At 66.6% G+C, this 13,156-nt stretch carries 10 protein-coding genes; 2 read left to right on the forward strand and 8 right to left on the reverse strand.

The window, feature by feature from the left end:
- Positions 1–595: 595 nt before the first annotated feature.
- The 5 genes from FDP22_RS22740 to glf form a co-directional block, all read right to left on the reverse strand.
- Positions 596–1,825: a polysaccharide pyruvyl transferase family protein gene (locus tag FDP22_RS22740; RefSeq protein WP_138579308.1), complete on the reverse strand. Its 1,230-nt coding sequence runs from the start codon at positions 1,823–1,825 to the stop codon at positions 596–598.
- Between the two features lie 50 nt (positions 1,826–1,875).
- On the reverse strand, positions 1,876–2,880 hold the full coding sequence (locus tag FDP22_RS22745) for a hypothetical protein (protein ID WP_138579306.1): 1,005 nt from the start codon (positions 2,878–2,880) through the stop codon (positions 1,876–1,878).
- A 48-nt stretch (positions 2,881–2,928) separates the two neighbouring features.
- Positions 2,929–3,948, reverse strand: a complete 1,020-nt coding sequence (locus FDP22_RS22750) for a glycosyltransferase family 2 protein (RefSeq protein ID WP_138579304.1) — start codon at positions 3,946–3,948, stop codon at positions 2,929–2,931.
- A 2-nt stretch (positions 3,949–3,950) separates the two neighbouring features.
- A complete protein-coding gene (locus tag FDP22_RS22755) occupies positions 3,951–5,966 on the reverse strand; it encodes a glycosyltransferase (protein ID WP_138579302.1) in 2,016 nt (671 codons plus the stop codon).
- A 175-nt stretch (positions 5,967–6,141) separates the two neighbouring features.
- Positions 6,142–7,314: a UDP-galactopyranose mutase gene (gene glf / locus FDP22_RS22760; RefSeq protein ID WP_239032039.1), complete on the reverse strand. Its 1,173-nt coding sequence runs from the start codon at positions 7,312–7,314 to the stop codon at positions 6,142–6,144.
- 532 nt (positions 7,315–7,846) lie between these two features.
- Between glf and FDP22_RS22765 the strand changes: the two genes are divergently transcribed.
- Together FDP22_RS22765 and FDP22_RS22770 are read left to right on the forward strand one after the other, a co-directional pair.
- The gene (locus FDP22_RS22765) at positions 7,847–8,848 is read left to right on the forward strand and encodes a sulfotransferase family 2 domain-containing protein (RefSeq protein ID WP_138579300.1); all 1,002 of its coding nucleotides are present in this window, start codon (positions 7,847–7,849) and stop codon (positions 8,846–8,848) included.
- A 219-nt stretch (positions 8,849–9,067) separates the two neighbouring features.
- Entirely contained in the window at positions 9,068–9,280 is a 213-nt protein-coding gene (locus FDP22_RS22770; protein WP_138579298.1) for a hypothetical protein, read from the forward strand.
- Between the two features lie 314 nt (positions 9,281–9,594).
- Here the strand turns inward: FDP22_RS22770 and FDP22_RS22775 are convergent, their stop codons facing one another.
- The 3 genes from FDP22_RS22775 to FDP22_RS22785 form a co-directional block, all read right to left on the reverse strand.
- The gene (locus tag FDP22_RS22775; protein WP_239032040.1) at positions 9,595–10,959 is read right to left on the reverse strand and encodes a protoporphyrinogen/coproporphyrinogen oxidase; all 1,365 of its coding nucleotides are present in this window, start codon (positions 10,957–10,959) and stop codon (positions 9,595–9,597) included.
- Between the two features lie 87 nt (positions 10,960–11,046).
- Positions 11,047–12,111, reverse strand: coding sequence for an NAD-dependent epimerase/dehydratase family protein (locus FDP22_RS22780; RefSeq protein WP_138579294.1), 1,065 nt, complete (start codon positions 12,109–12,111; stop codon positions 11,047–11,049).
- Positions 12,112–12,134: 23 nt separating this feature from the next.
- On the reverse strand, positions 12,135–13,037 hold the full coding sequence (locus tag FDP22_RS22785) for a DUF707 domain-containing protein (protein ID WP_138579292.1): 903 nt from the start codon (positions 13,035–13,037) through the stop codon (positions 12,135–12,137).
- Positions 13,038–13,156: the final 119 nt, after the last annotated feature.

The following is a 13,156-nucleotide window of genomic DNA, read 5'->3' on the forward strand; positions in this document are numbered from 1 at the left end:
AAAGAGCAAAGCGCATGTACGAGTGACCGGTGGTGAAATCATCATCTGCATGCCCGAGCACACGCGCAAAGAAGGCGTTCCGCGTCATCTGCGCAGGGCAGAACATCTCGTGCGCCACTTCCGCGTAGAAGGGGCGCAGCATCTTGAGGGTCAGGTCCTCCGTCTCCGGCCAGCGCGAGGCGATCTCACTCCGATCGCGCAGAACCTTGTTCAGGGAGCTGTTCAGAGAACCGTTCAGCAGCCGCGGCTCCATACCCTGCCACTCCCGGCCCTCAACGCTCCCACGCAGCCCGACAAACGCCGACACAACCTCCGACGCAGGCGCGAGGACAGGTATGCCGTAGGTCTCTCCAGCGCGGGTCCCATCCGCACCACGCGTCTTGGCCTGACCGCTGAACGCAACCGTATATCGCTGCGTGATCCGGCCATGACCAACAATCTCAATCAAAGGAGATAGAGACCCGATATATATATCCGCTCGATGTAATCGGGATGGTCCAGGTCACCCGCCGGCCGGGCTGTCCCTCTTCGCGCTGACGGCGGGCCGCTGCACTTCGGAGGCCAGAGCCCGGGCAGACCGGGTGGGCCCGGAGCTTCAGGCCGGAAGGTCGAGCCGCCGGGGCAGGACGGTCTTGAGTCCGGCCTTGTCCAGGGTATCCATGAAGGTGTTGTAGGCCTCGGTATAGGTTGTCCGGAAGCGGCGCAGGCCCGCGGGGCTGAGCGCCTCATGCAGCCTGCCGCGCAACGCCTCGTCCACCGGGGCGCGCATGTCCACGCCGGGCAGCGAGATCTTCTCGGCGAGTTCGCGCACCCGGAGATCCTTGTACACGATGACCGCCGGCCGCCCGGCCTGCATCGCGATGACCCCACCGTGGATACGGTCTCCGATATATATGTCATGCCCGGCAGCAAACAGGCGCCAGCTCGCCGTATCGTCGAAGTAATGGAAGCTCCGCAGCCCCGGCTCCGGGATATTGCCGCCAAAGAACTGCCGGGCCACCCAGTCCCGCGAAACCTCCTTGCGCACCTGATCGTAGGAGTTTTCCTCGTAAAGCCCGTCCTCCTTCCAGAACAGCTCGTTCTGGAAGACATAGCTCATCGCGGCCCCCGGTGTGAGGCAGTTGATGATCTCCATCAGCGCCGAGAACCGCGCGCCACCGCCGGCATTCCGCGCCATGTAGCCCGCGCAGAGCACCCGTGACGGGCCGTCCTGCGGGATGCCCCCGAAGGAGCTCATGTTGCGCGGGAAGGCATAGAAGCTGGGGCAGCCGAGCGAGGTCACGTTCCGGGCACCGCGGCCGGCCAGGATCTCGGCGGTGATGTCGCCGCGGACACCGAAGATCTCGAACTCCGCATCCGCCAGGTCGATGACCTTGCGGACACTGTCGCTGATCACCAGTTCTCCGCCATCATCGCTGTGCTGGATGCCGGCACCCACGATGATCCGGGGAATCGTCAGCCGGCAGAGGAAGGCGTATTCCTTGGAGAAGTCCGTCTCCGGCCGGATGAAGTTCGCGCAGGAGAACACCAGAACGTCGAAATTCGCGTTCACCGCGTCCACCAGCCAGTCCATGCTGCGCTTCCGCAGCACGGTGTGCAGAGAGATGCTGGCGCTGCCATCGGCGGAATAGTCCAGGATCCGGGTCATCGATTCGACGTGGATCAGGTTCCCGGAGTTGCTGCCGGTCATCCGGTGCGCCGGCCACAGCGACCCCACGGTATCCCCCGCCCGGGGGATCATTCCCTGGAAGAACGGCTTGGGTGTCTCGAACACGTGTTGAAGCGCGGGGGGCCTCAGGAACAGGATTCTCTTCGAACGCGTCATGTCCGCTCATGCCTCCGGGCAGCGCGTGTCGTCTCAGGCGGCACGCCGGATCACGCCACGTCGGATGTGTAGTTCTGGATCAGCGCGGCCACCCGCCCGATCACATGCGCATCCGCGGTCTCGGGGCGCTGGTCGAAATCCTCCGGCGGCGCGGGCACGTCACGCGGCGGGAAGGGAGACCGGTCGCTGTCCAGCAGCGTCCGCGCCGCCCAGCGGTTCGCATCGGCGAAGCGGAACCGCAGGGTCTTGCGCGACTTCAGCGACAGGATGCCGGCCCGCGTGGTCTGCAGTTCGTCGCCATGCTTCCCCGCCATCTGCACCAGGCTGACCACGAACGGGTGATGACCCTGCTCCCTGGTGAGGCTCTGGTTCGCGTAGCGCAGGTACTCCAGCGCATCCGGCGGCAGCGACACCTTGTGCAGCACGCTCACGTCCGGGCTCTTCAGCCCCTGCACCTGCCGGACGCCCACCGTCTCCAGGAAATCCTGCAGGACCCCGTTCGGCAGGGTCTGCCGCGAGAAGATGCGCAGCGAAACCTGCCGGGCCCCGAACACTTCCACCCAGGGCTCGAGCACCGTCCGGGTGTCCAGGAAGCCCAGGCGTTCCTCCGCCAGGTAATGGTTGATCGTGCGCGTCTCCCGCGTCCCGAAATCCTTCACGAACTGATTGTAGAAGCTCTCGAGATGGGCGTCGGGGCTGCGCAGGTAGTAGATCACCTGGATGTCGAAGAGCTCGCGCAGCGGTGCGAGCCGCTCGGGCGCGATCAGCAGCCCGAACTCCTCCGAGCTCACGATCGCCGTCGTGGCCGGGCTGCTCTGGATCTCCTCGATCAGCCTGGCCCATTCGCCGATCTCGGTCAGCGGCAGGTCGGCGAACTTCGGGTCGCGCAGCTCCCAGCACAGCCGGAAATGCGCGTCATAGATCTGCCCCGCCCGCGGATATATGATGCCGTGGCTCTTCAGGACATCCTGGTTCTTGACGAGAGATCCCTGAATGAATGTCGTGGCCGTCTTGTGAGATCCGATATGGAGAACAAGTCTCTTTCGCTGCGTCATCTACTTCCCTTTGCCCGCATTCAAGACCATGTGGCTTCTCCACGGGCACTATCTATTTCTGCCTGACCTGCTCGCAACATATTGAAGTGAAGGCTGCACCCATGGCGCATACTGGTAGGCAACCTCGGCCCAATTCTCATCCAGGGGCTTGAGATAACGCTGATCCAGGCCGTTCACAAGCGCACCGATTGCCTCCCCGTATCCGAAAGCATGGTCATGTGAAACGCTTTCCTCACACCACTTCAAAAGCTTGAAAGCAGAGGCAAGAACAAGGCTGCGCAGCACCACGTCCTGGAAATATTCCGAGAACGAGAACAGGTGCAGCGCGTTTGTCGCGGTGGAAATCGCGTCGAACCGTGTCGTCGACGTGCCCGAGGTGATCTGCGGGCGGCCATACCGGCGGAAATAGGTGAAGGTCGGCAGCTCGGTGAGCGCGTAGCTGCGCATGTTCGCCAGCAGGCCGTAATGCAGGATCATGTCCTCGAAGAAGAGCCCCGCCGGGAAGCGCAGCTTGTGCTTCTCCAGGAAGGCGCGCCGCACCATCTTGTTGGCGCATTGCGGCTCCACGCAGGCCAGTTCGCGCAGCGCGGAGATCCACAGCCTGGGCGTGTTGCCCGCGGTCATCGCCGCCATGTCGCCCATCTGGAGCCGGTCGAAATGGCTCTGGTCGTAGAACGGGCCGGTCTCCATCCGGACTTCCTGCAGCACGCCGGGGGAGAAGACCACGTCCACATCCTCCTGTGCCGCGGCCATCATGGTCTCGAAGGCCCAGATCGGGCGGGTGTCATCGGCATCGAGGAAGCACACATAGTCCCCCCGCGCCACGTTGAGCGCCCGGTTGCGCGCCGAGGACAACCCGTCGTTCGCCTGGCGGATGTGCAGGATCCGGTCGTCCTTGAAGCTGTGCAGCGTCTCGCGGGTTTCCTCCGAGGCGCCGTCGTCGACGATGAGGATCTCGAAATCGCCGAAGGTCTGCGACAGCAGCGACTTGATCGAGACACTCGCCAGAGGGCCCTCGTTGAACGCCGTCAGGACGCAGGAAATGCGCGGGCTTTCGGGTTTTGACATGTTCAGCTCGATTTTCTCATGAGTTGCCGCATGCGGATAATGTCCGGGTGATATATTTCCCCGTTGAAATAGGCCCAGAAGGCGCCCGGGCTGATGTGCGCAACCTTCCGGGTCTCTTCCTGGTAGTAATAGGCGAAGTCCGGATGCTGGATGCGGGGCAGGAGATCCTCGATCACGTCCGGGCCGTAGGTTTTCGCGACGCCGACACAGAACCTGGCATTCGCGCGCAGGAAGCTCTCGATCAGGTCCACGCGCAGCACATTGGCAGACCAGGAAATCGAATCCACGATGGATTCCACATAGGGTCGGAAATTCGGCCAGCGTTCCGCGATCGAGCGCTGTATGAGCATCTGGAACATGAACAGCATGTAGAAATGCCGCTCGTCGCCCTGCTTGATGTCCTGCGCCGCATGCTGCCGGTAATGGTACTTGTGCTCGGGCAGCATCAGCACGTCGCGCGCCGCGGTGAGGGTGAACATCTGGAAGATGTAATCGTCATAGGCCCGGACATTCTCCGGGAAATATATCTTCTTCGCGTCCAGGAAGTCCCGCCGGTATACCTTGCGCCAGATGCTGGGCTGGCCCTTGATGATGTCGGAAGACTGCACCCGCAGAAGCTGCTTTCCCTTGAAGTTCTCGCGCGGGTAATCCCTGAAGAACTCTTCCTCGTAGCTCGGGTAATAAGGCTTCTTCAGGCTTTCGTCGTAGAAGTCGAAGCCGCCCTGGGTCAGCTCGCAGCCGGAATAGAGCGCGAGGTCGTAAAGGTCGCCGAAGAAGCCGGGGGTGACGAAGTCATCCGCGTCCACGAAGGCGATATGGGTCGCGTCGGACACCAGCCGGCCGTAGTTGCGCGCCGAGGCGCAGCCGCCATTGGGCTTGCGCTCCACGCGCACGCGCGGATCGTCGCGGAAATGCGCCGCGGCCGCCTCTCCCGAACGGTCGCTCGACCCGTCGTCGACGATGATGACGCGCACGTCGTCCCGGCCCTCGCACAGCAGGCTCTCGGCGCATTCGATGAGATATTCCCCGGCGTTGTAGGCGGCCACGGCCACGTCCACGCCGTGGCGGCGCCCGGAGACGTCGGTCGCGGCATTGTGGTTCAGCGTCCAGTTCGGCGGGGCCCAGATCTGCGCATTCGCGCAAGGGAAGATCCGGTTGCCCGGGATGATCTCCATCGAGGCGGTCCAGAACGACAGGCTGGCGCGGCGCTCCGGGCTCAGCGTGTCGAAAACATCGCCGAACGCCTCGAAGGCCAGCCCGCCCTGCACCAGGACCGCGCCCTGGCCGGTGCGCAGGATATCCGCGATCTCCTCACGCGTCGCGATCTCGACATTGGAGATCCCGTTCGCCTCGACGATGCTCTCGAGAGAGGCGACCAGGTCCTCGTCCGGGGCGTATTTCAGCAGCCGGACCTCCGGCAGCAGGGATTTGGCGGCAAGCGCGAAGATCAACGTGTTGGGCTCGATGTCGATGATCGTCAGCGACTTGCCGGCCTGCGCGATCGGGCGGGACGCCATGAACCGGGCGTAATTTCCCGGGTCGTTGCGCGCCGCGTTCATGAGGTCGCGGCTGGTCTTCTCGCTCAGGTCCTCGGGCAGCCGGATCATCTTGAGGGCGATGTTCACCTCGGACGCGCGCTCGGGGCTCACCTCGACCTCGAAGGTCTCCACCTTGCTGGCCCGGCTGGCCTCCCAGGTGACATGGCTCGCGTCGGGCTTCAGCTCCACGTCCTCCTCGGACACGGTCATCTGGAAGGCATGCACCTTGTCCAGGATGGTCACGGAGGCGATCTGGTCCTTCACCGTCACCTCGAAGCCGGCAAGCTCCTCCATGGGAACCGACAGCGGGAAGACCTCCTCGTCGCCCCAGTTCCACTCCTCCATCGAGTTCAGGCTGTAGGTATTGTCCGCCCGACGGAAAGTGATGTGGAACGGGCGGTCCCCTTCACTGATCCGCAGTTCGAAATAGGCATTCGGCCACAGCCCCTTCTCGAGCTTGTTGGTAAAAGTGGATGTCATTTAATGCTACCGCTCCCATTCATCCATCGGAAATCAATAGTGCAGCCACCCAGGCACATGCTGCCTGGAGAAGGGCTCTGTACTCTCTGCCTCATCTCATTACCTCCTGATGGTGTCCGGAAGTCCCGAACCGGCGCTCCCCAGAAGAACGCTGCGCCTGAAGGTCACGCGAAGTTCAGTCAGTTGCCACCTGCCGCAGTCCGGTGAGCGGGTCGATGTGGAAGGCGGGCGCCGGCGTGCCGGCCGCGGCATGGGCGAGGAAATCCGCGGCGGTGTCCAGCGCCTCGCGGATGGTCACGTCCATGTCGAGATACCGGTAGGTGCCCAGGCGGCCCACGAAGGTCACGCCGCGGGTCTCCCTGGCCAGCTCCACGTACCGGGCCAGCAGCGCCTTCTCCTCGACCATGCGGATCGGGTAATAGGGGATGTCGTCGGGGGTGCAGCTGCGCGAGAACTCGCGGTAGCACACGGTGCCCTCGTGCTCCTCCCAGGGGCTGAAATGCTTGTGCTCGGTGATGCGGGTGAAGGGCACGTCGCGGTCGCCGTAGTTCATCACCGCGCAGCCCTGATAGTCCCCCGTCTCCGAGAAGCGCTCGAAATCGAGCGTGCGGTAGCCCAGCCGGCCGAGCCGGTAGTCGAAATACCCGTCCAGCGGGCCGGAATAGAACACGTGGTCGAACTGCGCCCCCATCTCCGGGGTGAAGGTGGTCTCGAGCATCACGTCCATGCCGGGGTGGTCGAGGATCGCCGCGATCATCGGGGTATATCCGTTCTCGGGCATGCCCTGGAACCGGTGGAAGAAATAGTTGTCGTCGTAGTTGAAGCGCACGGGCAGGCGCTTGAGGATCGAGGCCGGCAGCTCGGTGGGCGAACAGCCCCACTGCTTCTCGGTATATCCCTTGAAGAAGGCGGCGTAGAGGTCCGGGCCCACGAAGCGCAGCGCCTGTTCCTCGAAGGTCTGCGGATCGGTGATCGAGGTGTCGGCCTGTTCCTCGAGGAAGGCACGCGCCTCGGCCGGGCGCATGGTCTTGCCGTAGAACTGGTTGATCGTGTGCAGGTTCACCGGCAGCGAGTAGACCGCGCCCTGGCTGGTGGTCTTCACCTGGTTCTTGAACGGCATGAAGCGGGTGAACCCGTTCACGTAGTCCCACACTTCCCTGTCGTCGGTGTGGAAGATGTGCGGTCCGTAGACATGCACCATCACGTCGGTCTGCGCGTCGCGTTCGGTGTGGCAATTGCCCCCGACATGCGCCCGGCTGTCGATCAGCGTCACCGCATGACCCGCCTCGGCCAGCCTGCGCCCGATAACCGCACCGGACAGGCCGGCTCCCACGAAAAGAATCCGCACTTCATCATCCTCAAACTGAGCATCTGACCTATGGCGGGGCAGAGGCGGCCCGCACCATAAGAGGAGAGTGTTAGTGGAACCCAACGCGAGCTTCCACCCCTGATGGATACACTTCACGCGGGGAAAATGCATCATTCGAGCGTACGCAAGATTGTGTCGCCCTGATGTCCGGGCCTGAAAGCCGGCACGGCCGCTTCCCCCGCCCCGGCGCGGCCCCGGCCCGACGGCATTTTGTGAACCTGCACAGGGTGTTGCGCGGGGCGGCGCGGCGCCTGCGATGCCTGTATCGACATGAGACAGGGTTGTCCGGAGCCCGGCAGGACCCGGGATCCGGCCGGAATCGCCCCCCCGGCGCCGGGCCGGCAGGCCGGAATGCCGGGCCACATGACCGGGCGCGTGGACCGCACGCGGAAGGCAGGGCCGCTCCCTCCTCGCGGCAGTCCTGCCCCACAGCGCCCCGCGCGCTGCAAGAAGCGGCAAGAACAGGACGCCGGACGCGACGCGGAAGAGGCACGGAAGGAAGGAGCAGGACATGGCAGGCAGGCGCTACACGGCCGGGGAGATCGGCGCGAAACTCGCGGAGGCCGCCGGCCTGGTCGCGGCGGGGCTGCCGCACGCCGAGGTCGCCCGGCGCATCGGCGTGAGCCCGCAGACCTATGCGCGCTGGCGCGGCCGGGATGCCCGGCCCGCGCCACGCGCCCCCTCCCTCTGCCCGCCCCCCGTTCCGGCGGCGGACCAGTCCCGCGCGGTGGCGGCCACCCGGCGCGCCTTCCCCGGGCATTTCCCCGATGCCGCGGCGGCGGCGGGCTTCCTGTTCCAGGTGATCCTGCCGCCGTCGCGGCGCTGGGGCTTCATCTCGGTGGGCAAGAACGCCTCCTCCACCACCCTGCGCCTGCTGTTCCGGGCCGAGTTCGGCTGCGACATGACCGTGCAGGCCACGCCCGCGCATGACATCAACCCCGCCGCGGCGCTGCACATGCTCGTCGAGCACGGCGTGTTCACCCGCGCGGCCTGGCAGGGCCTCTCGGCGCCGGACCTGCTCGGCGCCCGGGGCCCGGGCGAGCGGATCTGCGTGGTGCGCGAGCCCTTCGACCGGGCGGTCTCGGGCTTTCGCTACCTGTGCCGCTCGCACCGGGCGCGCAGCCTGTGGTTCGCCCGTGACCGCTTCCGCATGAACGCGGCGCTGGGCTTCGACTGGTCCCGCCACCCGGACACGGCAGAGGGCTTCCGGCTGTTCCTGCGCTACATCGCCTGGCAGGTGGAGACGGAGGGGCGCGACGCGGTCGATGCGCACTGGCGCCCGCAGGCGACCTTCATCAAGCCGGAGGTCTTCCGCCCCACCCTCACCGGACGGATGGAGGACATGGCGGGCTACTGCCGCAGCCTGTCCGAGCGCCTGGGGGGTCCGCCCCCCGACACGGACATCCGGGAAAACCGCCAGCCCGACCCGCAACAGGCGTTGCGTACCGACCGCGAAGCCCGCAGGTTGTGCGAAGCGCTCTATGCCATCGACTACGAGGCCTTCGGCTACTGAAGGCAGGGCCCGGCGCGCGGGCCGCCCGCCCCTCCGTCCCGAATCTGATCCGAGGGGTGCGACAGCCGAAAACCCCTGATTCCCCCCGTTTTTCGTGGATTCCGAAAAGGGCCGATCAAAAAAATCATCAAAAACGGATGATTTTCTTGATCCCGTCACGATACGCCCCTAGTTTGGGGCAGTCGAATAATCCGGCAACTCAGCAACAAGGTTTGCAAAATGGCTGACAAAGACACCACCGAAACCAAAGTTCGCCCGGCCCTCTCTCTCGCCCGTGCCGAATGGTGGGCTGAGACCAAGGAAATGCCGCTGGAAGAGCGTCAGAGCGTCTGGCAGGCCACGCGCGACGAGCGTCTGGTCAAGGCCCGCAAGATGATCCGCCACCTCAAGAAGTCCGGCTTCGATCTGACCCCGGCGCTGGAAACCGCCTGATCGGTTCCGGGCGCGTCGCTGACGCGCCTGAGCCTTCTCCGCGGTCACATGGTTCGTGACCGCGGATGCCCCTTTCCGGACCGGCCTCCCGGCCGGCTCCCCGACCGGTCATCTCCCGGTCGCCCTGCCCGCGGCGCGGGCTCTCCCCATCCTCTCCCTGGCCCCTGACCACCCCGCCCTCCGGGCGCGGCTGCGCGTGGCCCGTTCCGCTCTCTCCCCCCTCCGCCGGGGCCCGAACGCAAGGATCCCGACACACGGGGCGCGCGCCGGGATCCCGGCTCCCCTCCCGGGGACAGGGCGGGAGAGGGGGCCGCTCAGTCGGCCGTCACCGCGGCGCCCAGCGCGCGGCGGGCGGCGCGTTCGCCGCTCAGGAAGGCCGCGTCGGTCCAGATGTAGCCCCAGTTGCCGAAGCGCCCGCAATAGCCGATGCCGATGTCGTCGAGATAGCCGTGCACCGTGTCCAGCGCCGGGCGCCGGTCATGGTCGAAGATCACGTTGGCAAACGGGATCCAGATCGCCGAGCGGTGGATGATCTCCTCCCGGTCCTGCACCAGGCCGCATTTCAGCAGCCCCTCGATGGCAGGCTCGATCCAGTCTTCCGGCGTGCCGGTGAGGGGGCGGTACTTGTCGGAGAAGTAGATCTCCGCCTGGTAGGCCGCGCAGCCCTCCGGCACCGAGGCCCGCGCGAGGCTGCGGCGGTAGCTCACCCGGGCGAAGGGGATGTCCTCGTCGTAGAAGTAGGACCATTGCGCGCGGCTCTCGGCGGGGCGGTTGATGCCGATGTTCACCACCACGGATTGCGAGCAGGCGAGCTTGCCCGCCGCCTCCAGCACGTCCGCCGGCGCGCCGGCGATCAGCGGCACCAGCTTCGGCAGCGGGATGGAGGAGATCAGCTTGCCGTACTCCGCCCCCCGCCCGTTGGCGAAGGAGAGCCGCTTCGCCACCGGGTCGATGCGGGTCACCTCGTGGTCGCAATGGATGTCGGCGCGCCCGTAGAGCCCGCGCACGAAACCCTCGAAGCCGCCTTCGCTGGGGTAGCGGTACTCGTTCACGTAGAACACATCGAGCGGCTCGTGCGCCAGCGCCCCGCGCAGCACCTCCTCGAGGTTGGGCCGGTAGAGCCGCGGGCCCAGCCAGTCCGTGGTCATGTTGGCCGCCTCGGTGGTGTGGTACTTGCGGGTGTAGAGCATCGGGAAGGTGTTGGCGAAGGTGGGGCCGAAGGCCGCCATCAGCCAGTCCTCGTAGTTGCGGATCTCGGGCTCCGGCCCGGTGGAGGCGGCGACGAAATCGCGGATGCAGTCCACCACCAGGTCGATGGGCAGCCCGTGCAGGTTCACCTGGGCGGGATGCTTGATCCAGTGCCCCTGCCAGAAGTTGTTGCAATAGACCTGGCCGGTCTCGAACTTCTGGCCGGTGGAGGCGGCGAAGAGCTCCTTCACCCGGTCGCTCTTGGTGAAGGAGATGTGCACGCCTTCGTCGAAGGTGAAACCGTCGCCGGAGCCGAAGCTGGAGGTGAGCCCGCCGGGGCGCGGGCGCATGTCGTAGAGCTTCGGGCGGATGCCGTGCTCGGAGAGCTGGTTCGCCGCCCCCAGCCCGCCCACGCCGCTGCCCAGGATGGCGAAGCCGCCGTCCTTCGCCCCCCCGTCCACCCCCCTGTTGTCCATGCCCATATCGTCCATGACCGGAACCCTTTCGAAAAATGACTGATGAAAACCCGGGATCCGCGGGGCGTGACGCCTCCCCGCGGCGGTGCGGTGCCGGGGGCCTCAGGCGGCCCCTTCCTCGGCCATGCGCCAGCGCAGGTCCGGCGAGAGCCGCTCCGCCTCGAGATGGCGCTCGAGGGTGAAGAGGCGCACCGCGTCGGAGCGGCGGAAATCGGTGCCGATGTCATGGGCGCGCAGGATGCCGTCGCGCAGCCGGCCCACGCTGTCCTCCAGGCCCAGCCGCGGCTGGTGCTCGGGGGCGAGCCCGCGGAACAGGGCGAAATCCACCCGGTAGGAGCGCTTGTCGGGCGGGGCGTCGCGGTTGATCGACACCTGCGTGCCGGGCACGGCCCGCGCCACCGCCTCGGCCAGTTCGGAGACCTGGTAGTTCCAGCGATCCGAGCCCGCGTTCACCGACAGGCAGCGCCCGCCCTGCGCGGGGGCGCGCCCGCAGGCCCATTCGATGGCCCGCGCCATGTCCGCCACGTCGATGAGCGGGCGCCAGGGCGTGCCGTCGGAGAGCACCTTCACCTCGCCGGTGATGAGGGCTGCGGCGACGAAATCGTTCAGCACCAGGTCGAGGCGCAGGCGCGGCGACATCCCGCAGGCGGTGGCAAAGCGCAGGCAGGTGATGGTCATGTCGGGCGCGTCGAGCGCGTGCAGCCCCTCCTCGGTGCCGATCTTGGAGCGGGCATAGGCGGTGAGCGGGTTGAGCGCGTCGCCCTCCCGACGCGGGCCGCCCTCGGCGAAGCCGTAGACGCTGCAGCTGGAGGCGAAGACGAAATTCCTCACGCCCGCGTCGCGCGCAAGCCGCGCGAGCCGCAGGCTGGCGACCTGGTTGATGTCGATGGTCGGCGCCTCGAAGCGCTTGCCCATCGGGTCGTTGGAGATGGCGGCGAGATGAACCACCGCATCCACCCCCTCCAGCAGGCAGGGGGCGAGGTCGCGCATGTCGCCGAACACCTGGCGCGAGAGCAGCCGCTCGGGGAAGGGGTCGTCGGTGGTCAGGTGCGGCGCGAAGAAGCCGCTGTCATAGCCGATCAGCTCGGCCTCGGGCCACAGCGCCCTGAGATGGGCCACCACGACCGGGCCGACATAGCCCATGTTGCCGGTAATGAGGATGCGCATGAGGGGATCACTTTTCACGAAAATCAACCGGCGCCGAGGCCATCGGCCGGCGTGGTCTGCACCTGGGACGGGCGGTAGCGGAAGCGGGTGACCGAGCGCAGCAGCATGCCCAGCGCGGTCTTCTGGGTGCCGTAGCGGGCACGCACCGAGCTTGCGGCGCGCAGCAGGTGCAGCCCGTTGAGCGTGTTGGTGAGCAGGCTGCCCACCTTCGTGCCCGAGGCGAGCACCCCGCCGTAGACGCGCTTGGCCCCCGGCAGGCCGCGGAAGCTCTCGCGGATCTCGGAGAGGTCGTGGCGCGGGTCCATGCCCAGCGTCTCGAAATGCCGGTAGATGTCGCCGGTGTAGAGGGGGCGGGTGTGCAGCACCGGCACCGCGTCGATCACCGCGGCGCGGAAGGCGGGCTCGGGCATCAGCAGGGTCCAGATGTCGTCCTGGCCCCAGCCGGTGGGCCAGCGCTCCAGGTAGGGCAACAGCACCTTGAAGTAGCTCGCCCGGATCACCGGGGTCATCGGCTCCACGTAATTGGTGTAGCGCAGCCGGAAGCGCGGGCATTGCATCACGATCGGGTAGGAGACGTAGCTCGAGGGCAGCAGCGCGGGCTGGGCGATGTCGAGCCCCTCCTCGGCGCAGAGCGCGAACAGCCGGGTGATGTTGCCCTGGTCGAAGAACAGGTCGTCATCGGGGAACATCACGAACTCGTAGCGGTCCAGCAGCCAGGGCCGTTCGCGGAAGTAGCGGCAGATGCTGTCCCATTTGGTGCCCCGGTCCACGGAGAGCGGCAGGTCGCCCTCCTCGAATCCCGGCGCGTCGGGGTCGTAGGTGGAGAGCTGCAGGTCCCAGTTGCGCTCGGCGGCGGGCTCGCTCAGCCAGTGGCGGTAGAGCGAGTTGCGCCCCACCCGGGCGAAGACCAGGTTGCGCCGCGGCATGTCGGCCCCGCCCCCCACCGCCAGCACCCGGCCGGCCGGATCCGCCGGGGCGGGAGACGTCGCGCCGGCAGGCGCGCTGCGCGGTGTCGCGCCGGCAGGCGCGCTGCGCGGTGTCGCGC

The organism is Paroceanicella profunda, assembly GCF_005887635.2.
Taxonomy (GTDB): domain Bacteria; phylum Pseudomonadota; class Alphaproteobacteria; order Rhodobacterales; family Rhodobacteraceae; genus Paroceanicella; species Paroceanicella profunda.

Excerpts from the sequence above, each read along its gene's own strand:
- FDP22_RS22740 (WP_138579308.1), bottom strand. The coding sequence starts at position 1,825 with ATGACGCGTTCGAAGAGAATCCTGTTCCTGAGGCCCCCCGCGCTTCAA.
- FDP22_RS22745 (WP_138579306.1), bottom strand. The coding sequence starts at position 2,880 with ATGACGCAGCGAAAGAGACTTGTTCTCCATATCGGATCTCACAAGACG.
- FDP22_RS22750 (WP_138579304.1), bottom strand. The coding sequence starts at position 3,948 with ATGTCAAAACCCGAAAGCCCGCGCATTTCCTGCGTCCTGACGGCGTTC.
- FDP22_RS22755 (WP_138579302.1), bottom strand. The coding sequence starts at position 5,966 with ATGACATCCACTTTTACCAACAAGCTCGAGAAGGGGCTGTGGCCGAAT.
- FDP22_RS22765 (WP_138579300.1), top strand. The coding sequence starts at position 7,847 with ATGGCAGGCAGGCGCTACACGGCCGGGGAGATCGGCGCGAAACTCGCG.
- FDP22_RS22770 (WP_138579298.1), top strand. The coding sequence starts at position 9,068 with ATGGCTGACAAAGACACCACCGAAACCAAAGTTCGCCCGGCCCTCTCT.
- FDP22_RS22775 (WP_239032040.1), bottom strand. The coding sequence starts at position 10,959 with ATGGACGATATGGGCATGGACAACAGGGGGGTGGACGGGGGGGCGAAG.
- FDP22_RS22780 (WP_138579294.1), bottom strand. The coding sequence starts at position 12,111 with ATGCGCATCCTCATTACCGGCAACATGGGCTATGTCGGCCCGGTCGTG.
- FDP22_RS22785 (WP_138579292.1), bottom strand. The coding sequence starts at position 13,037 with ATGCCGCGGCGCAACCTGGTCTTCGCCCGGGTGGGGCGCAACTCGCTC.